The sequence below is a fragment of the Escherichia sp. 20412-1 genome (assembly GCF_003027595.1).
Classification (GTDB): Bacteria; Pseudomonadota; Gammaproteobacteria; order Enterobacterales; family Enterobacteriaceae; genus Escherichia; species Escherichia marmotae.
Genome location: NZ_PYQM01000005.1, coordinates 122,182 through 143,368, shown reverse-complemented (window position 1 = coordinate 143,368; position 21,187 = coordinate 122,182). Strand labels below are relative to the sequence as shown.

Here is a 21,187-nt window from a genome sequence, read left to right as displayed (position 1 = left end):
TATGCGAAAGATATTTCTTCCGTTGTTACTGGTGGCACTTTCGCCTGTTGCCCACAGCGAAGGAGTGCAGGAAGTCGAAATTGATGCACCGCTTTCTGGCTGGCATCCGGCAGAGGGTGAAGATGCCAGTTTTTCACAATCGATCAATTACCCCGCGTCGTCCGTCAATATGGCTGATGATCAAAATATCTCTGCGCAGATCCGCGGCAAAATAAAAAATTATGCTGCGGCGGGCAAAACCCAGCAGGGGCGATTGGTGGTCAACGGTGCCAGTATGCCGCAGAGAATTGAATCTGATGGTTCATTTGCGCGCCCTTATATTTTCACCGAAGGCAGCAACAGTGTGCAGGTCATCAGCCCCGATGGGCAAAGCCGACAAAAAATGCAGTTTTACTCTACACCGGGGGCTGGTGCAATTCGCGCGCGTTTACGGTTAGTTCTTTCATGGGATACGGATAATACCGATCTCGATCTCCATGTCGTCACGCCGGATGGTGAACACGCCTGGTACGGTAATACAGCGCTGAAAAATAGTGGCGCACTGGATATGGATGTCACGACAGGTTACGGACCAGAGATTTTCGCTATGCCTGCGCCGATTCACGGGCGCTATCAGGTGTATATCAACTACTATGGCGGACGCAGCGAAACGGAATTGACGACTGCTCAACTGACGCTCATCACTGATGAAGGCTCGGTCAATGAAAAACAGGAAACTTTTGTTGTCCCGATGCGTAATGCTGGTGAACTGACGCTGGTGAAAAGTTTTGACTGGTAATTAATGAGGTTACCTTCACTGTCGTTGTTTAAGAAAACGCCCGATGACTTTCGCTATCGGGCGTTTTTGTTTATTAATTCAACCGTTCAATCACCATCGCAATTCCCTGACCACCACCAATACATAGCGTTGCCAGCCCCAGCGTTTTATCGCGTGCCTGCATTGCATGTAACAGAGTGACCAGAATACGTGCACCGCTGGCACCGATAGGATGCCCGAGCGCGATAGCCCCGCCGTTAACATTCACTTTCTCAGGATCAAAGCCCAGGGTTTTCCCTACGGCAAGGAACTGCGCAGCAAACGCTTCATTGGCTTCGATAAGATCAATATCTGCCAGTTGCAGCCCTGCCAGTTGTAACGCTTTTTGTGTGGCAGGTACTGGCCCCATTCCCATCAACGCGGGAGCCACGCCGCCGCTGGCATAGCTTTTAATGCGAGCCAGTGGTTTAAGGCCTGCCGCCAGCGCCGCCGATTCTTCCATAATCACCAGTGCGGCAGCACCGTCGTTAATGCCTGAAGCATTCCCGGCAGTGACCGTTCCGGCTTTGTCGAAGGCCGGGCGCAATGCAGCCAGAGCTTCTGCAGTAGAATCTGCTTTCGGGAATTCATCGCGATCGAAGACGATGGTTTTCTTCCGTGTGACGACATTTACCGGGACAATTTCGGCTGTAAAAGCACCAGATTCAATTGCCGCTGCCGCTTTACGCTGTGAATTTAGTGCCAGTTCATCCTGCATTTCACGGGTAATTCCGTACTGTTTGGCCACGTTTTCGGCGGTAATCCCCATATGATAACCGTGGGTGGCGCACATCAGACCATCGCGCAGGATTACGTCATAAACCTGTCCGTCTCCCAGACGATAACCTGAGCGTGCTTTTGCATCGAGTAAGTAGGGCGCTAAACTCATGTTCTCCATTCCACCCGCGACGATGCTCTGCGCCTGACCGGCCTGAATCGCCTGGGCGGCAAGCGCCACGCTTTTCAGACCCGAGCCACACACTTTGTTGATCGTAAATCCGCACACCGTTTCTGCCAGCCCGCTTTTAAGCAATGCCTGACGCGCCGGGTTTTGCCCTAAACCCGCCTGCAGGACGTTACCCATAATCACTTCATCTACGTGTTGTGAGTCAATTTTTGCGCGTTCAATGGCGGCCTGGATCACCGTTGCCCCTAGATCGATAGCGCTGGTGGAGGCGAGTGAACCGTTAAAACTACCGATGGCAGTACGTACCGCACTGACGATGACACAATTTTTCATTTTATATTCCTTCTGTCTGTAGAGTTGCCGTCAGAACAGCGTTAAACCAATGACGAAAATGACGCCGGAGAAGAGCAGGGCAGTGATGCAATAGCCCATGATGTCGCGGACACCGAGTCCGGCGATTGCCAGTGCTGGCAGCGCCCAGAACGGTTGGGCCATGTTCATCCATTGCTCGCCGTAGGCGATCGCCATTACGGATTTACCCAGATCTGCGCCCAGTGCCTGGGCTGCGGGTATCACAAATGGCCCCTGAATAACCCAGTGACCACCGCCAGAAGGTACGGCGAAGTTGATCAGCGCAGAGCTAAAGAAGGTCATTACCGGGAAGGTGTCCTTATTTGCGACATTGATGAAAAATTCGGTAATGAGTCCGCCGAGGCCTGAGTGTTCCATCATTAACTGGATCCCGGCGTAGAAGGGGAATTGCACCAGAATACCGGCGGTACTGCGTGCTGCCGCACTGATAGCACGCATATAAGCCATTGGTGTTTTATGCAGTAGCAGGCCCGCAATCATAAACATCAGATTGACGGTATTTATGGTGATGTTGAAACCATGTTCGATGAAGTACATCGCCAGGTAAGCGATACCGAGTGCACCAATGATCAACGTCAGGATGCGACTTTCCTCCAGTCGCTCGGATGGTGGGGCATCTTTCGGTAGCTGCTTCTGAAAATCAGCCTCTTCCTGGAGTAGTTTCGGATCGATACTCACCACGTCTGACGGTTTTGGCATCATCATGCGGGTGATAAACGGCATCACCACAATCAATGCCACAGTGATGAAAATGTTAAAACCACTGAACAGAGTATCGCCCACCGGGATAAGCCCGGCGATATGCTCAACCGGGTTGCCCGGTGTGGCAGCCAACAGAGGCATTGAGCCAGAGAAGCCGCCGCCCCAGGTGAGAAAACCAATGTAGGCGCAGGCAATGAGCAACGGATAATCAGAACCGGGTACTCGCCGGGCGACTTCACGGGCGAACATTGCGCCAACAACCAGACCAAATCCCCAGTTGATGACACAAGCGACTGAGCCAAAGAAAGTGACCAGCATGACGCCCTGTACGGGCGTCTTTGCAGCGGAGGCGGCAGTACGCAGCAAGCTTTTCACCGGAGCGGAGCTGGCAAGGGCATGACCGGTAACGATGATAAGCGCCATCTGCATACCGAACGCCAGCAAGTTCCAGAAACCGTCACCCCACAATTTCACCATGTTGATCGGCGTTTGTGGTGTTAACCAAAGCGCGATCACGAATGTTAGCAACGTCAGCAACATGGCAAAGATCAGGGGATCGGGAAGCCACCGGCTGACAAAACGCGTCATAAAACGCGAGATGCGACCAATCATAAATCACCCCGTTGCGTATTCAGATCGGTGGCTACTTCAAAATGAGCTTCGGTTTTGGCACGCACGGTGGCTAAATCACATCCGTCGGCAATTTCGGTGAGCCACATTTTGCCGTCAACGAAACGAAAGACTGCCAGTTCTGTTACCAGCATATGCACCGCGTGTTGCGCAGTGAGCGGCATGGTGCAGCGGCGCAAGATTTTTGGTGAACCATCTTTGGCGCAATGTTCCATGGCAATGATCACTTTGCGCGACCCGGTCACCAGATCCATCGCTCCCCCCATACCGGGCACCATTTTCCCAGGCACTACCCAGTTCGCGAGGTTGGCTTCTTCGTCTACCTGTAAACCACCGAGCACGCAGGCATCAATATGGCCGCCGCGGATCAGTGCAAATGACATGGCGCTGTCAAACATGGCTGCTCCAGGCAAAACACCGCATGGCTGTCCGCCAGCGTTCACCAGATCAGGGTGTGCCGTTGTCACCGGGCCTAGTCCCAAAAAACCGTTTTCCGATTGCAGAGTGATATGAATGCCTTCTGGCAAATAGTTGGCGACCATCGTCGGCAGACCAATGCCCAGATTCACGATGTCACCATCACGAAGCTCTTGCGCCACACGGCGCGCAATACGTTGTTTCGCATCCATTATTTGCTCTCCTGTGAAACGATGATGTGGTCGATAACGGCACCAGGGGTGACAATATGGTCAGGTTGCAACTCTCCGGTTTCGACCAGTTCATCTGGCTCTACCAGCGTGATATCAGCCGCAAGGGCAATCAGGGGGTTAAAGTTGCGGGCGCTAAGTTGATAGGTCAGGTTGCCAAGTGTGTCGCAACGATGAGCGCGAATTAGCGCCAGGTCGGCGCGCAGTGGACGCTCAAGTAACCAGGTTTTGCCGTCGAGTGTCAGCGTCTGTTTGCCTTCCTCTACGACGGTTCCGACACCGGTTGGAGTGAGAAAGCCACCAAGTCCGGCACCACCACAGCGAATTTGCTCGATTAGCGTACCTTGTGGCACCAGAACGACGTCCATTTCACCAGATATCATGCGCCGACCTGTTTCCGGGTTGGTGCCGATATGTGAAGCAATCACTTTGCGGACACGACCATTGACGATGAGCGGGCCGATGCCGGTATCAACAAACGCGGTATCATTGGCTATCAATGTCAGGTCGCGAACGCCTGATTCCAGTAATGCTTCAACCAGGCGGGATGGAGTGCCAATCCCCATAAATCCGCCCACCATGATGGTCATGCCGTCACGAAAGAAGCCGGAGGCGTCTTGTAATGTCATCAATTTTGTTTTCATTATTTATCCCTCTTGCATACACCGTTGTGGGTACAGTCAGGGAATAGCAAGGGGAGTGCCAGAATGAGAATATTTGCTGTTGTTTTTTAACTGGTTGAATAATAAAGGGTAAATTAGAAGGGGATGACGAAGGTGAATGTTCGGCTATGCAGAAATTTGCGCACTGTGCAAATTACTGCATAGCAAGTTTTGGTGTTATACATCCGCCGGATCGATACCGTATTCCTGAAGTTTATACATCAATGCACGGCGACTGATGCCCAGCATTAAAGCCGTGCGGGTTCGGTTGCCGTCCTGTTGTTCCAGAACTTCCATAATGATGCGTTTTTCGACGCGTTTAATTTCCTCTTTTAAATTACGCTCACCGGCAGGGGCTGTTTTGGCCTCACCAGCGCTACAGACAGGCTGACGAATCTGCGGCGGAAGATCCTCAGAAAAAATGATCGGGCCTGAATTCATCACGACGGCGCGTTCAATGACGTTGGAAAGCTCACGAATATTTCCCGGCCATGACCAGGCTGTAAGCAGTGACATTGCCATCGGATCGATATCGATAATATCGCGCTGATTCTCACTACTGAATTTTTGCAAAAAGTGATTAGCTAACAGGGAAATATCTTCCCGACGATCGCGCAGAGGTGGCAGTATTAAATGAATAACGTTAAGGCGATAAAAGAGATCTTCACGGAAAGTGCCTTCTTTAACCATTGCCTGCAAGTCGCGGTTGGTGGCAGCAATGATGCGGATATCAACTTTTATGGTTTGATGGCCGCCTATCCGTTCAAATTCCCGTTCCTGAAGAATGCGTAGTAATTTGGCTTGCAGTACCAGCGGCATTTCGCCAATTTCGTCGAGGAGCAGAGTACCTTCGTTGGCGCGTTCAAATAATCCCTGACGCAAGGATTGTGCACCAGTAAATGCGCCTTTTTCATGACCAAACAGTTCACTTTCGAGCAACGATTCCGGTAGCGCCGCGCAGTTGACTTTAATAAATGGCCCCTTTGCCCGCCGCGAATTGTAGTGAATCGCTCTGGCAATCAATTCTTTTCCGGTGCCACTTTCACCGCTAATCAAGACGCTGGCCTGAGAAAGGGCAATTTTGGCGGTGTCTTTGCAGATGTCCATCATCGCCGGGCTGTTGGTGAGAATGTGCCCCCATTGCCAACTGGTGCTCAGTGCCTGGTGCAGATGGCGGATCTCTTTTTTCATTGACTGGAGTTGTAAAGCTCGCTGAACGATTAAATTCAACTCATCGAGATCAAACGGTTTGATAACATAGTCGAAGGCACCGCAACGTAGTGCTTCGACGGCGGTTTCCACTTCAGCATAGGCCGTCATCAGAATAACGGGGGTTCGGGTTTCACGGCTGCGCATCTCCTTTAGTGCCTTGATGCCGTCCATCTCTGGCATGCGGATATCCATCAGCACCACGTCAGGGTGAATATCGGCAAACAGTTGTAATGCTGTGCGTCCGTTGTTCGCACAATGTGTTTCGTATCCTTGTAGTGCAAAAGCGGTGCTTAGCATACGGCGAACATTATCTTCATCATCAACAATAAGGATGCGATTAATAGCGGTCATACGGTCTGATTTCCCTGCGGGTTGATCGGTAAAATAAGGGTGAAGGTTGCGCCGCAGCCCGGCAAACTGGCCACGCGAATATCCCCCTGATGGGCGTTAATGATGCGCTGACTTAACGCCAGACCAAGCCCTGTTCCTGAGGCTTTGGTGGTGAAAAAGGGATCGAAGATCTTTTTTTGCAGCGAGAGATCAATGCCACAGCCGTTGTCTTCTATCGAAATGGCCTGTTGTGAGTCACTGTACTGCCAGGTTCGAATGCGAATTTTCCCTCGTGCACTGATAGCCTGGACGGCATTGATCAGGATATTCAGTAGTACCTGTTTGAGCAGTTCACGATCGGCGCTAATCAGGCTTAATTCATCATCCAGTTCGCTTATGAAGTCGACCCGCGCTTGTACTCCGGCTGTTTGCACCAGTACCAGAGTTTCTTCAATCAATGCATTAAGGCTGACTTGTTGCCATTGACTGTGGCGTGGGCGTGAAAAATCGAGCAATTGCTGAATGACTTTGTTAATTGAGTCGATTTCTTTGAGCACAACGGACAGATATTCCTGATGTATTAGGTCACTGGTTTGTTGGCGTAGGATCTGCACATAACCACGGATAGCCGTCAGCGGATTACGTACTTCATGCGCCACGCCTGCCATCAGTTCACCCAGGGTGGCGAGGCGTTCAGCTTGCGCCATGCGGCGTTGGGTTTCTTTTCGGGCAGTTAAATCAGAGAAAATCACCAAAGCACCTATCATTTCACCATGCGTGTTATGAATACGACTGGTAGTGACACTGAGTTCAATGGTGCGGTCACGGCCTGGAAAACTGATTTCCAGTGCCACGTGTTCGGTGCCATGTTCCAGCGTATCCAGTACAGGACTGTAGAACTGAGTATTGTCGAACAACATGGCGTAAGGCTGCCCTACCAGTTCATGACGTTGATAGCCAGTGATGATTTCTGCTGCGGGGTTCATGGTGGTTACATCACCCTGGCGGTCAATGGCAATGACGCCATCGGCAGCGTTTTCAATAATCAGATCGTTAAGTGTCCGCGTTTCACGCAGTGCCTGGGCGAGGTTGTTAACACTCTGGCTGATTTGCCCCATTTCACCGGGCAATTGTGGTAATCGGGTAGGAATATTTTGTGCCAGAGTCGAGAGGCCATCGGTGATGATATCTATATTGGCGCTCAGGCGACGGGAGAAGAGCACAATCAACAGCAGGCTAATCAGCAAACCGGCGGTGAGCACAATGATAATCCTCACATCCATTTTCCAGGCCTGGCGTTGAATATCTTCGGTTAATTCATTGGCCCAGATATAACCGAGGACTTCACCATTACGTTCAATGGGAATCATTGAATTCAGAATATCGCCGCGAACTTGCCTGCCTGAATAAACTAAAGGTGTATTTGTACGCATTACTTCGCGACCAGGGTGATCTGCGGCGATAGTAACGCCCACATTATTCTGATATAGCGCTGAAGGCGCGTAGGTGATTATCGCATCCAGCGTCTTGTTGTAATAACCAGCACCTATCCCAGGGAAGGCGTGAGTGATATTTTCGGTAATGGGAGCAAGTTCTGCGTTCAATGCGCGGATACGCTCTTCACGCGGTAAGTTGTTGTAGAGATCGTAGCGATCGCCTAGCGCCTGATTAAGCAGATTGACCACGGCAGAAAGTTTTTTCTCTTTTTCAGATAAGACTGCTGAACGTCCTTCCGTTTCTACGATATAACCAATAGTAAGCGTTGGGACAATGACCATCAGGATTGCCATCAGGATCATTTGATTGCGTAAGCGGCGTGGATAAATCCACTTCATATAATTCATGCTGAAATCCACCAATCTTGTCCGGTATATGACGATTATCGGGGGTTAAAGTGATGATTTCTCGGCGGTGTATCATATTACCGGGATGACAGAACATTGCGGTGGCACGTTTTTACCGCTACCTTAACCACACTCCATCGGTCACCTGAGGCGGAGCTTCGCCCCTTTGAAATACCTTGCTTCTTTTCGTACAACCCTGAAAGTTTCGCGCTATATGTTCAGAGCATTGGCGTTATTGCTCTGGCTGTTGATTGCTTTCTCATCAGTGTTTTACATCGTCAATGCTCTGCATCAGCGAGAATCTGAGATTCGTCAGGAATTTAACCTGAGCTCCGATCAGGCTCAGCGGTTTATCCAACGCACTTCTGATGTGATGAAAGAGCTGAAGTACATTGCCGAAAATCGCTTGTCTGCAGAAAACGGCGTACTTTCCCCGCGTGGGCGGGAAACGCAAACGGATGTGCCCGAGTTCGAACCGCTGTTTGCCGATTCTGACTGTTCCGCGATGAGTAACACCTGGCGGGGATCTCTGGAGTCGCTGGCATGGTTTATGCGCTACTGGCGCGATAATTTCTCTGCAGCTTACGATCTCAACCGCGTATTTTTGATCGGCAGCGATAACCTCTGCATGGCAAACTTTGGTTTGCGTGATATGCCTGTCGAACGCGATACCGCCTTGAAAGCTCTGCATGAGCGCATCAATAAGTATCGTAATGCGCCGCAGGATGACAGTGGCAGCAACCTCTATTGGATCAGCGAAGGCCCGCGCCCTGGCGTCGGGTATTTCTACGCGCTGACGCCGGTTTATCTGGCGAACCGTTTGCAGGCCTTGTTGGGCGTTGAACAAACCATTCGGATGGAGAACTTCTTTTTACCGGGTACATTACCGATGGGAGTCACCATCCTTGATGAGAATGGTCATACCCTGATTTCGTTGACCGGACCGGAAAGTAAAATCAAAGCTGAACCGCGTTGGATGCAGGAACGCTCCTGGTTCGGTTATACACCAGGTTTCCATGAGCTGGTGCTGAAGAAAAATCTGCCGCCGTCATCGTTAAGCATTGTTTACTCGGTGCCCGTTGATCAGGTGCTGGAACGCATACGTATGCTGATCCTCAACGCGATTTTGCTCAATGTGATCACCGGGGCTGCGTTGTTTACTCTCGCGCGGATGTATGAGCGGCGTATTTTCATTCCGGCGGAAAGCGACGCCCAGCGTCTGGAGGAGCATGAGCAGTTTAACCGCAAGATTGTCGCCTCCGCGCCGGTCGGGATCTGCATTTTGCGTACCGCTGATGGCGTCAATATTTTGAGTAACGAACTGGCGCATACCTATCTCAATATGCTTACGCATGAGGATCGCCAGCGGCTGACGCAAATTATTTGCGGTCAACAGGTCAATTTTGTCGATGTCCTGACCAGCAACAATACCAATCTGCAAATCAGTTTCGTCCATTCGCGCTATCGTAATGAAAACGTGGCGATTTGCGTACTTGTCGATGTTTCTTCACGTGTGAAGATGGAAGAGTCGCTGCAAGAGATGGCGCAGGCAGCAGAACAGGCGAGCCAATCGAAATCGATGTTCCTTGCTACCGTCAGCCACGAGCTGCGTACACCACTGTACGGCATTATCGGTAACCTGGATCTATTGCAAACTAAAGAGTTACCGAAAGGCGTTGACCGTCTGGTGACGGCAATGAACAACTCTTCCAGTCTGCTGTTGAAAATTATCAGCGACATTCTCGATTTTTCGAAGATTGAATCGGAACAGTTGAAGATAGAACCGCGTGAGTTTTCACCGCGTGAAGTGATGAACCATATCACCGCCAACTATTTGCCGCTGGTGGTGCGTAAACAGCTTGGTTTGTACTGCTTTATTGAACCGGATGTGCCGGTAACTTTAAACGGTGATCCGATGCGTTTACAGCAGGTCATCTCCAACCTGTTGAGTAACGCCATAAAATTTACCGATACAGGCTGCATTGTTCTGCATGTCCGTGCCGATGGTGATTATCTTTCTATTCGCGTTCGCGATACCGGCGTGGGTATCCCGGCGAAAGAAGTGGTGCGGCTGTTTGATCCCTTCTTCCAGGTGGGGACAGGCGTTCAGCGTAACTTCCAGGGAACCGGTCTGGGGTTGGCGATTTGTGAAAAATTGATCAGCATGATGGACGGTGACATCTCGGTGGAGTCTGAACCTGGTATGGGAAGCCAGTTTACCGTGCGTATTCCACTGTACGGCGCACAATATCCACATAAAAAAGGCGTTGAAGGGTTAACGGGTAAACGCTGTTGGTTGGCGGTACGCAATGCGTCGCTATGCCAATTTATCGAAACCAGTTTGCAGCGCAGTGGTGTAGTCGTTACAACATATGAAGGTCAGGAACCGTCACCTGAGGATGTGTTGATTACTGATGAGCCGCTGAGTGAAAAATGGCAGGGCAGAGCGGTGGTGACTTTCTGCCGCCGACATATTGGCATTCCGCTGGAAAGAGCGCCCGGTGAATGGGAGCATAGCGTTGCTTCGTCGCATGAACTGCCTGTGCTACTGGCGCGTATCTATCGGGTTGAGATGGAAAATGATGATCCTGGCAACGTTCTGCCGCTGGCGGACAAAGAGTCTACCAGCAACGACGACATGATGATTCTGGTGGTTGATGATCATCCTATTAACCGTCGCTTATTGGCCGATCAGCTCGGATCGTTGGGTTATCAGTGTAAGACCGCGAATGATGGTATCGATGCGCTTAATGTTCTTAGCAAGAATCACATTGATATCGTGCTTAGTGACGTTAACATGCCGAATATGGATGGTTACCGGTTAACGCAGCGTATTCGCCAATTGGGGCTAACATTGCCGGTAATCGGGGTGACAGCCAATGCGTTGGCCGAAGAGAAGCAGCGATGCCTGGAGTCCGGGATGGATAGTTGTCTGTCGAAGCCGGTGACGCTGGATGTCATAAAACAGACGCTGACGATGTATGCCGAAAGAGTCAGGAAAGCGCGGAAATCATCGTAGGGTGCGGTCGGTGTAAATGTCTGATGCGACGCTGGCACGTCGTATCAGGCCTGCGTTTGTGCAATCTATTGAAATATTGGGATTTGTAGGCCGGATAAGGTGTTTACACCGCATCCGACCTGTTGGCTGGCTAAATTACTCTTTATCCGCCGGACTTAAGGTAACAGAAGAAAGATAGTTCAGCAGGGCGATATCGTTCTCGACGCCCAGCTTCATCATCGCGGATTTCTTCTGGCTGCTAATGGTCTTGATGCTGCGGTTGAGCTTTTTGGCAATCTCGGTAACCAGGAAACCTTCTGCAAACAGGCGCAGTACTTCACTCTCTTTAGGCGAGAGACGCTTGTCGCCGTAACCACTGGCACTGATTTTCTCCAGCAAACGAGAAACGCTTTCTGGGGTAAATTTCTTGCCTTTTTGCAACGCGGCGAGGGCTTTCGGCAGATCCGTAGGCGCGCCTTGCTTCAGTACGATCCCTTCGATATCCAGGTCCAGTACCGCACTAAGAATTGCCGGGTTGTTGTTCATGGTCAGAACAATGATCGACAGGCTTGGGAAATGGCGCTTGATGTATTTGATCAAGGTGATCCCGTCACCGTATTTATCTCCAGGCATGGAGAGATCGGTAATCAACACGTGCGCGTCCAGTTTCGGCAGATTGTTGATCAGTGCTGTGGAATCTTCAAATTCGCCGACAACATTCACCCACTCAATTTGTTCAAGTGATTTTCGAATACCGAACAGTACTATCGGATGGTCATCGGCAATAATTACGTTCATATTGTTCATGTAATAGGCTACCTTGCTACAGCAAGCTCTTGACATAGCTGTCAATGTCGCTGATGTATTTTTCTGTTCCTGGAACATCCTTCTCACGAATAAGATGTTCCAGCGTTTCACATAACTGCTTGCCGGGTACCAGATTTAGCATGGCAAATACGCCTTTAAGACGATGAGCCGTTTGGGCTAATGCAGCAAAGTCACTGGTTGCTGCTTCAGTATATAGCCTCTTAACATCATCCGGTACTGTGTCTACAAAGAGCGCATAATAGCCGCTGGCATGGAGTTGCGCATTTTCATCTCCACCCATAGGCGATTCTGTCACCTCTTCCTGCGCCAGTTGCACTTCAATTAATTGTAAGACTGCTTCCTGCATAGCATTGCTCATATTGAAATTGACGCACAATTGACCAGGCCCAATTTCCCGTACGCCAGACTCATCATCGCTTAAAAGCAAGCCAGAGGCAGTAAGATTAGACGGATTATCCGTTAAAAAGATATCATAATCCTGACTAATTAATCTTTCATCGGGTGTGATACAGGTTGCACCCCAATTTTCTAACTGGCGAGTGACAATATTCCGAATTTCTGTAGAAGTTACATCCACCATCACGGTGACATCATCCAGTAAACGTTCCTCTGCCTCTTCAACGTCCGGGTCTGCCGGGAGCATTTTGATATGCACGGAGTAGCGTGTACCAAGGCCGTCCCGTGTTTTGATGTTTAAATGACCGCCCAGTTTGCGCGCCAGTTGATCACTCAACCAGAATGCCAGCGGGTCTGCCTTACCATAGCGATCGCTCTGGGTCTGGTTGATGAACGGGAAATGTAAATTATCCATTTCATGAATACTTACACCATCTCCGGTGTCCAGAATACGGAAAGTCAGACGTTCTTCGGAGGATTCATCCTGATCAACCTCGAGGGTAATTTTCCCCAGTTGCGTTGAGGTGACGGCATATTGCATCAGCAGCAGCAAAATATGGCGTAAGGCATCACGATCGCCACGGCGCACGTCATGTGCTTTCAGATGATTGTTAATCAGTAGTTGCAGACCTTTGCGTTTGATCGCAGGCAATACAGAAGGCACCACTTCATCAATTAAATCCTGCACGGAGAAAAGCGCAGTCTCGCTCTTCCAGCTATCGTCCGCCAGCATGTTCGCTAACTGAATTTCATCAACCAGTCGTACTAATACGTCCGCCTGATTCGCCAGTTGTTTGCTTTCCGGCGAGTTAAGTTTTGCTGCGCTTTCTGCAAGCCCCCGGGCTGGCTCCTTCAGTGCGTTACCAATGTTTTGCATAAAAGCCATCCGGCCCTGCTGATTTTTCTCATACAGACGCTGTGCCTGCTTGAGTTTCTTGTTTACCAGCACTTCGCGATCCTGATCGCGAATAATGAAGATTTGTGTACGCGGCGCTACCTGGCTGCGGAACATGCGAATCTCATACAGTTCGTTATTAACAGTCGCCTGAATGATTCCCTGATGTTGCTCTGCCATAGTGGTGATATTTTGCAGATTCAAATGCGGTAGCAGATGGTCGGCAATCTTATTGCTTATTACTGTGCGATTCGATTCCTGATCGTGAACCAGCAGGCCGAGCGGTAGGAGTGACACAATCTCTTCATTTATTGCCCGCAAAATACGCAGTTCGTTATTCACTGCAGTACTGGGGGCTCTTTCCGTGGTGCGGCCGGAGAAATGGCGAAAGGTGGTATAACCAAAAAGCGCCAGCGCCAGCAAACCGATGTTCAGTAGCAGTGGCAGCAGAATGTTTTGCAATGTATCCAGCAGTAAAGTGCCGTAAGGAACCTGCCAGACCAATCGCATATCGGTGGAGTTGAGCGCCGAAGAGATTTCAATTTTAGAACTGTTGAAGTTAATGCTGACGCTGTCTGCGGCTTCTTTCTCATTATTATTGTTACCCGTTGCGCCCGCTTCTGGCTCAAGACGGAAGCTATCCAGCGGCATCCCCGGCGGGATCAGGTCATTAATAGGCAGATCAAATGCAACCACCGTCGCCAGATGTCCTGGCTGGTTAAAGGTGGTACGCAAGGTAAAGTAATGGCCGTTCTGCCAGGCAAGACGACGCAGATTAGAAAAACTTTCGCGTTCATCCAGTGCATTGGCCTGTTGCAGCATCTCCGCGCGACGTGAGTCGACAATGTCACTGACGGTCGACTCTTTGAAACCAGAAGTGAGATCTTTTAATGGCAGAGTAGAGATCAACACCAGGCTGTTATCCTGGCCGTTCAGATAATACATCGACCACGGTACATTTTCTGCGCCCCATAATGTGTCCAGATAAGTAGACATTCGTTGGGTCATCTCAAGCGTTGAATTGTCGTGAGAACCAAAGATCAGGGCTTCTGTTTTGCGGCGTGGTTTTTCCAGATAATAGACATCCTGTTTCAGACGCGTTTCTTGCAAACCTTCACTGGTGGAAGACGAAGTCGTCGCAGCGATGTTGTCGTAGATCTGCCAGGTCACGTAACGCCAGGTATCGACACGCTTTTGTATAGCATGGGTAATGTCGACAATCTGGTAGCTTTTATCTTTTAGCCAGGTGTTGACGGCGCTTTGTACCATCACTCCCATCGTCACAAGTAACACAATGATCAACAGTAAAAAGAAGCGGGTAATGCTCCCCGGTAGGAGTGAAAAGCGGGTCGTGGCCGTTGTCTCTTTCTGACGCATTCGTGTTTATGACCTGTTAAAACTTCTCGAAGTGATAGGGCAGTATAAAGGGTATAGAGCGAAATTCCAGACTATTACCAGATAGATGGTTCTCTCTTCCCCAATGATATTTATCCTTTTGCACGATGGGAAAGAGATGTACATGCGGCATTTTTTTGTACAAATAATCTGCAAAAAGAACAAAGTTAATTACAAATAAGGAAAGATGGCGGGGAATTATAATATTGTTAATTTTATGTGAAATTATTAACACTTGTTATAATTTTGCATGGGTAGCACAAGAAAATAAAAGTTGTGTAAAGAAGGGTAAAAAAAACCGGATGCGATGCATCCGGTTGAAATAGGGGTAAACAGACATTCAGAAATGAATGACGGTAATAAATAAAGTTAATGATGATAGCGAGACATATTTTAGTTGCGAGTGAAGATTTTGTTTTGGCATTCAGTGCTATCAACGACTTAAGAATAAGTTATTGATTTTAACCTTGAATTATTATTGCTTGATGTTAGGTGCTTATTTCGCCAATCATCAAGAATCTTAAAAAGTTCCATCACATTTACATTTTGAAACATCTATAGCGATAAATGAAACATCTTAAAAGTTTTAGTATCATATTCGTGTTGGATTATTCTGCATTTTTGGGGAGAATGGACTTGCCGACTGATTAATGAGGGTTAATCAGTATGCAGTGGCATAAAAAAGCAAATAAAGGCATATAACAGAGGGTTAATAACATGAAAGTTAAAGTACTGTCCCTCCTGGTCCCAGCTCTGCTGGTAGCAGGCGCAGCAAACGCTGCTGAAGTTTACAACAAAGACGGCAACAAATTAGATCTGTACGGTAAAGTAGACGGCCTGCACTATTTCTCTGACAACAAGTCAGAAGACGGCGACCAGACCTATGTACGTCTTGGTTTCAAAGGCGAAACTCAGGTTACTGACCAACTGACCGGTTACGGCCAGTGGGAATATCAGATCCAGGGCAATACCTCTGAAGACAACAAAGAAAACTCCTGGACCCGTGTGGCATTCGCTGGTCTGAAATTCCAGGACGTTGGTTCTTTCGACTATGGTCGTAACTACGGCGTTGTTTACGACGTAACTTCCTGGACCGACGTTCTGCCAGAATTCGGTGGCGACACCTACGGTTCTGACAACTTCATGCAGCAGCGTGGTAACGGCTTCGCGACCTACCGTAACACCGACTTCTTCGGTCTGGTTGACGGCCTGAACTTTGCTGTTCAGTATCAGGGTAAAAACGGTAGCGTAAGCGGCGAAGGCATGACCAACAACGGTCGTGGCGCTCTGCGTCAGAACGGCGACGGCGTTGGCGGTTCTATCACTTATGATTACGAAGGCTTCGGTATCGGTGCTGCAGTTTCCAGCTCCAAACGTACCTGGGATCAGAACAACGATGGTTACATCGGTACTGGCGATCGTGCTGAAACCTACACTGGTGGTCTGAAATACGACGCGAACAACGTCTACCTGGCTGCTCAGTACACCCAGACCTATAACGCAACTCGCGTAGGTTCCCTGGGTTGGGCGAACAAAGCACAGAACTTCGAAGCTGTTGCTCAGTACCAGTTCGACTTCGGTCTGCGTCCGTCTGTAGCATACCTGCAGTCTAAAGGTAAAAACCTGGGTGTCGTTGCTGGTCGTAACTACGACGACGAAGATATCCTGAAATATGTTGATGTTGGTGCTACCTACTACTTCAACAAAAACATGTCCACCTACGTTGACTACAAAATCAACCTGCTGGACGACAACCAGTTCACCCGCGCTGCTGGCATCAACACTGATGACATCGTAGCTCTGGGTCTGGTTTACCAGTTCTAATCTCGATTTATATCGAACAAAGGGCCTGCGGGCCCTTTTTTCATTGTTTTCAGCGTACAAACGCAGTCTTTTGGTGTACTCTTGCGACCGTTCGCATGAGGATAATCACGTATGGAAATGAACTTTACCCGTGTGGCATTGCTGGCTGCCGCGCTCTTGTTTGTTGGTTGCGATCAAAAACCACAACCCGCCAAACCCAACGCTCCTGAAGTTACCGTTCTTGAAGGCAAAACGATGGGAACCTTCTGGCGTGCCAGCATTCCGGGCATTGACGCCAAACGCAGTGTTGAACTCAAAGAGAAGATCCAGACTCAGTTGGATGCCGACGATCAGCTACTTTCGACTTATAAAAAAGATTCCGCGCTGATGCGTTTTAACGACTCGCAAAGTTTATCGCCGTGGCCGGTAAGTGAAGCGATGGCTGATATCGTCACCTCTTCGCTACGCATTGGCGCAAAGACTGACGGTGCGATGGATATTACCGTCGGACCGCTGGTGAATTTGTGGGGCTTTGGCCCGGAGCAACAGCCGGTACAAATCCCGACCCAGGAACAGATCGACGCGATGAAAGCCAAAACCGGCTTACAGCACCTGACGGTAATTAATCAGTTGCATCAGCAATATCTGCAAAAAGATGTGCCGGACTTATATGTCGATCTCTCCACCGTGGGTGAAGGTTATGCGGCAGATCATCTGGCGCGCCTCATGGAGCAGGAAGGTATTTCCCGCTATCTGGTGTCGGTTGGCGGCGCACTGAACAGCCGGGGCATGAATGGTGAAGGGCAGCCGTGGCGGGTGGCGATCCAAAAACCGACCGATAAAGAGAATGCGGTTCAGGCCGTGGTCGATATCAATGGCCACGGGATTAGCACCTCCGGTAGCTATCGCAACTATTACGAGCTGGACGGCAAACGCCTGTCCCATGTTATCGATCCGCAAACCGGGCGTCCCATCGAACATAATCTGGTGTCCGTGACGGTAATTGCCCCGACGGCGCTGGAAGCCGATGCCTGGGACACCGGGTTAATGGTTCTCGGGCCGGATAAAGCCAAAGAAATCGTTCGCCGGGAAGGGCTGGCGGTCTATATGATCACCAAAGAGGGCGATAGTTTTAAAACCTGGATGTCGCCGCAGTTTAAAAGCTTCCTTATCAGCGAAAAAAATTAAAGCGCAAGATTGTTGGTTTTTGCGTGATGGTGACCGGGCAGACTAGAGGCTATCCTTAACCAGGGAGCTGCTTATGAAAAACGCCACATGCTTAACTGACGATCAACGCTGGCAATCTGTCCTGGCCCGCGACCCGCACGCCGACGGCGAATTTGTTTTCGCCGTGCGTACCACGGGCATCTTTTGCCGCCCGTCTTGCCGCGCCAGACATGCCCTGCGGGAAAACGTCTCCTTTTATGCGGATGCCAGCGAGGCGCTTGCCGCAGGTTTTCGCCCCTGCAAACGTTGCCAGCCGGACAAAGCCAATGCCCGGCAAGACCGGTTGGATAAAATCACCCATGCTTGTCGGCTGCTGGAACAAGAAACGCCCGTGACGCTGGAGGCTTTAGCCGACCAGGTGGCGATGAGTCCATTCCACTTACACCGTTTATTTAAAGCCACGACCGGAATGACACCAAAAGCCTGGCAACAGGCCTGGCGCGCTCGTCGCTTGCGCGAATCGTTAACGAAAGGGGAGAGCGTCACCCAGGCGATTCTCCACGCCGGATTTCCCGACGGCAGCAGTTACTATCGTAAAGCCGACGAAACGCTGGGCATGACGGCTAAACAGTTTCGTCATGGTGGCGAAAACCTGGCTGTTCGTTATGCGCTGGCCGATTGTTCGCTGGGGCGTTGCCTGGTGGCGGAAAGCGAGCGGGGGATTTGCGCGATTTTACTGGACGATGACGATGCGACATTAATTGGCGAGCTACAGCAGATGTTTCCTGCCGCCGACAACGCCCCTGCTGATCCGACATTTCAGCAACATGTGCGCGAGGTCATCGCCAGCCTTAATAACCGTAATACGCCGCTGACGTTACCGTTGGATATTCGCGGCACCGCTTTCCAACAACAAGTCTGGCAAGCATTGCGTTCCATTCCTTGTGGTGAAACAGTGAGTTACCAGCGACTGGCAAATTCCATCGGCAAACCAACAGCGGTGCGTGCAGTGGCAAGTGCTTGCGCCGCCAATAAGTTAGCGATCGTTATACCTTGTCATCGGGTGGTACGTGGCGATGGCGCACTTTCCGGTTACCGCTGGGGTGTTTCGCGTAAAGCGCAATTGCTACGTCGCGAAGCTGAAAATGAGGAGAGGTAATGCTGGATCTGTTCACTGATGCTGAACCCTGGCAAGAACCGCTGGCTTCCGGCGCAGTGATCCTGCGCCGTTTTGCTTTTGATATCGCAGAAGATCTGATGCAGGAAATTAACGGTGTCGCCAACCAGTCGCCGTTTCGCCAGATGGTTACACCGGGTGGGTATACCATGTCGGTGGCAATGACCAACTGTGGACGTCTTGGCTGGACGACTAACCAGCAAGGCTATCTCTATTCGCCTATTGATCCACAAACAAATAAGCCGTGGCCCGCCATGCCGCAAGGCTTTCGTGATTTGTGCCAACGGGCAGCAACGGCGGCGGGGTATCCCGATTTCCAGCCTGACGCTTGCCTTATCAACCGCTACGTCCCTGGCGCGAAACTGTCATTGCATCAGGATAAAGACGAGCCGGATCTGCGCGCGCCAATTGTTTCTGTTTCTCTGGGACTGCCTGCAATTTTCCAGTTTGGCGGCTTGAAACGTAATGATCCGCTAAAACGTCTGTTGCTGGAACATGGCGATGTGGTGGTGTGGGGCGGTGAGTCACGGCTGTTTTATCACGGTATTCAACCACTAAAAGCGGGATTTCATCCACTGACCGCCGACTGTCGCTACAACCTGACCTTTCGCCAGGCAGGTAAAGAAGAATAAAAATAAGAATTATTATTGCTGTGTGCGCGGAGATGTTTAAACTGCGGGCTGTAATTCATTGTCCGGGTTTTCTGCATGGAACTTCTTGTACTTGTCTGGCGGCAGTATCGCTGGCCATTTATCAGTGTGATGGCGCTCAGCCTCGCCAGTGCGGCGTTAGGCATTGGCTTAATTGCTTTTATCAATCAGCGTCTTATCGAAACGGCAGATACCAGTTTGCTGGTGTTGCCGGAGTTTCTGGGTTTATTGCTGCTGTTGATGGCGGTAACACTGGGATCGCAACTGGCGCTCACCACGCTGGGCCATCATTTCGTTTACCGACTGCGTAGCGAATTTATCAAGCGGATTCTGGATACCCACGTCGAGCGCATTGAACAACTGGGCAGTGCCTCATTGCTGGCGGGGTTAACCAGCGATGTGCGCAATATCACCATCGCTTTTGTGCGCTTACCTGAACTGGTGCAGGGGATCATTCTCACTGTGGGTTCGGCGGCGTATCTGTGGATGCTGTCGGGTAAAATGTTGCTGGTAACGGCGATCTGGATGGCAATCACCATCTGGGGTGGTTTTTTGTTGGTGGCGCGGGTGTACAAACATATGGCGACCCTGCGAGAAACCGAAGACAAGCTGTACACGGATTTTCAAACTGTACTGGAAGGGCGCAAAGAGCTGACCCTGAACCGCGAGCGCGCCGAGTACGTTTTTAACAATCTCTACATCCCCGATGCGCAAGAATATCGCCATCATATTATTCGTGCTGATACATTCCATCTTAGTGCCGTGAACTGGTCGAACATTATGATGCTGGGCGCAATAGGCCTGGTGTTCTGGATGGCAAACAGTCTCGGTTGGGCTGATACCAACGTTGCGGCGACTTATTCGCTGACGCTGTTGTTCCTGCGTACACCGCTGCTTTCGGCGGTTGGTGCGTTGCCGACGCTGCTGACGGCACAGGTGGCGTTCAACAAGCTGAACAAATTCGCGCTCGCGCCTTTTAAAGCGGAGTTTCCGCGCCCGCAGGCGTTTCCCAACTGGCAAACCCTGGAGCTGCGTAACGTGACGTTTAGTTATCAGGATAATGCTTTTTCCGTTGGCCCGATTAACCTCACTATTAAACGTGGCGAACTGCTGTTCCTGATTGGTGGCAACGGTAGCGGTAAATCGACGTTGGCGATGTTGCTGACGGGGTTGTATCAGCCGCAAAGCGGTGAAATTTTGCTGGATGGCAACCCCATCAGCGCTGAAAAACCAGAAGATTATCGCAAGCTGTTTTCCGCCGTGTTTACCGATGTCTGGTTGTTTGATCAACTGCTGGGGCCGGAGGGTAAAACCGCAAATCCACAACTGGTTGAGAAGTGGTTAGATCAGTTGAAAATGGGTCATAAGCTTGAGTTAAGTAACGGGCGTATTCTTAACCTGAAGTTATCGAAAGGGCAGAAGAAACGCGTGGCGTTGTTGCTGGCACTGGCAGAAGAACGCGACATAATCCTGTTGGATGAATGGGCAGCGGATCAGGATCCACACTTCCGCCGTGAGTTTTATCAGGTATTACTGCCGCTGATGCAGGAGATGGGCAAAACGATTTTCGCCATCAGTCATGATGACCACTATTTTATTCACGCCGACCGCCTGCTGGAAATGCGCAGTGGGCTGCTTAGCGAACTAACCGGCGAAGAGCGTGATGCCGCTTCGCGTGATGCCGTTGCCAGGACGGCATGATATTTTGACGCTTACCTGACGGACTTCTGCTGCCAAGTAAGCGTTCCCTTCGTTTCTAATAACCCTATAATTAAT

General features: G+C 50.3%; 15 protein-coding genes. 7 read left to right on the top strand and 8 right to left on the bottom strand.

What is annotated here, in order from left to right:
- Nucleotide 1: 1 nt before the first annotated feature.
- Complete coding sequence (locus C7B16_RS06195; RefSeq protein ID WP_001225842.1) at nucleotides 2–778, top strand: YfaP family protein; 777 nt, start codon at nucleotides 2–4, stop codon at nucleotides 776–778.
- A gap of 73 nt (nucleotides 779–851) precedes the next feature.
- Here the strand turns inward: C7B16_RS06195 and atoB are convergent, their stop codons facing one another.
- The 6 genes from atoB to atoS form a co-directional block, all read right to left on the bottom strand.
- Nucleotides 852–2,036, bottom strand: coding sequence for an acetyl-CoA acetyltransferase (gene atoB / locus C7B16_RS06190; protein ID WP_016248982.1), 1,185 nt, complete (start codon nucleotides 2,034–2,036; stop codon nucleotides 852–854).
- 30 nt (nucleotides 2,037–2,066) lie between these two features.
- On the bottom strand, nucleotides 2,067–3,389 hold the full coding sequence (locus tag C7B16_RS06185) for a TIGR00366 family protein (RefSeq protein WP_107179492.1): 1,323 nt from the start codon (nucleotides 3,387–3,389) through the stop codon (nucleotides 2,067–2,069).
- On the bottom strand, nucleotides 3,386–4,036 hold the full coding sequence (gene atoA / locus C7B16_RS06180; protein ID WP_000339068.1) for an acetate CoA-transferase subunit beta: 651 nt from the start codon (nucleotides 4,034–4,036) through the stop codon (nucleotides 3,386–3,388). The genes C7B16_RS06185 and atoA overlap by 4 nt, the downstream gene beginning before the upstream one ends.
- A complete protein-coding gene (atoD, locus tag C7B16_RS06175; protein WP_000850523.1) occupies nucleotides 4,036–4,698 on the bottom strand; it encodes an acetate CoA-transferase subunit alpha in 663 nt (220 codons plus the stop codon). Before atoD ends, atoA begins: the two co-directional genes overlap by 1 nt.
- A 195-nt stretch (nucleotides 4,699–4,893) precedes the next feature.
- Entirely contained in the window at nucleotides 4,894–6,279 is a 1,386-nt protein-coding gene (gene atoC, locus C7B16_RS06170) for an acetoacetate metabolism transcriptional regulator AtoC (protein ID WP_000125306.1), read from the bottom strand.
- Nucleotides 6,276–8,102, bottom strand: coding sequence for a two-component system sensor histidine kinase AtoS (atoS, locus tag C7B16_RS06165; RefSeq protein ID WP_107179491.1), 1,827 nt, complete (start codon nucleotides 8,100–8,102; stop codon nucleotides 6,276–6,278). Before atoS ends, atoC begins: the two co-directional genes overlap by 4 nt.
- A 166-nt stretch (nucleotides 8,103–8,268) precedes the next feature.
- On the opposite strand from atoS, the gene rcsC reads away from it, so the two are divergent.
- A complete protein-coding gene (rcsC, locus tag C7B16_RS06160; protein ID WP_016248980.1) occupies nucleotides 8,269–11,121 on the top strand; it encodes a two-component system sensor histidine kinase RcsC in 2,853 nt (950 codons plus the stop codon).
- Between the two features lie 135 nt (nucleotides 11,122–11,256).
- Here the strand turns inward: rcsC and rcsB are convergent, their stop codons facing one another.
- Together rcsB and rcsD are read right to left on the bottom strand one after the other, a co-directional pair.
- Complete coding sequence (gene rcsB, locus C7B16_RS06155; RefSeq protein ID WP_001516743.1) at nucleotides 11,257–11,907, bottom strand: response regulator transcription factor RcsB; 651 nt, start codon at nucleotides 11,905–11,907, stop codon at nucleotides 11,257–11,259.
- 16 nt (nucleotides 11,908–11,923) lie between these two features.
- Nucleotides 11,924–14,596 (bottom strand): phosphotransferase RcsD, encoded by a 2,673-nt coding sequence (gene rcsD / locus C7B16_RS06150; protein WP_107179490.1) that lies wholly within the window; start codon nucleotides 14,594–14,596, stop codon nucleotides 11,924–11,926.
- A gap of 735 nt (nucleotides 14,597–15,331) precedes the next feature.
- Between rcsD and ompC the strand changes: the two genes are divergently transcribed.
- The 5 genes from ompC (at nucleotide 15,332) to yojI (ending at nucleotide 21,112) form a co-directional block, all read left to right on the top strand.
- Nucleotides 15,332–16,438: a porin OmpC gene (gene ompC / locus C7B16_RS06135; protein ID WP_105267820.1), complete on the top strand. Its 1,107-nt coding sequence runs from the start codon at nucleotides 15,332–15,334 to the stop codon at nucleotides 16,436–16,438.
- A gap of 111 nt (nucleotides 16,439–16,549) precedes the next feature.
- Nucleotides 16,550–17,605 carry an FAD:protein FMN transferase ApbE gene (apbE, locus tag C7B16_RS06130; RefSeq protein ID WP_107179488.1) on the top strand — a complete coding sequence of 352 codons (1,056 nt, stop codon included), beginning with the start codon at nucleotides 16,550–16,552 and terminating at the stop codon, nucleotides 17,603–17,605.
- A 73-nt stretch (nucleotides 17,606–17,678) separates the two neighbouring features.
- Nucleotides 17,679–18,743, top strand: a complete 1,065-nt coding sequence (ada, locus tag C7B16_RS06125; RefSeq protein ID WP_107179487.1) for a bifunctional DNA-binding transcriptional regulator/O6-methylguanine-DNA methyltransferase Ada — start codon at nucleotides 17,679–17,681, stop codon at nucleotides 18,741–18,743.
- A complete protein-coding gene (gene alkB, locus C7B16_RS06120) occupies nucleotides 18,743–19,393 on the top strand; it encodes a DNA oxidative demethylase AlkB (RefSeq protein ID WP_001516739.1) in 651 nt (216 codons plus the stop codon). Before ada ends, alkB begins: the two co-directional genes overlap by 1 nt.
- A 75-nt stretch (nucleotides 19,394–19,468) precedes the next feature.
- Nucleotides 19,469–21,112 carry a microcin J25 efflux ABC transporter YojI gene (gene yojI, locus C7B16_RS06115; protein ID WP_001516738.1) on the top strand — a complete coding sequence of 548 codons (1,644 nt, stop codon included), beginning with the start codon at nucleotides 19,469–19,471 and terminating at the stop codon, nucleotides 21,110–21,112.
- Nucleotides 21,113–21,187 lie beyond the last annotated feature (75 nt).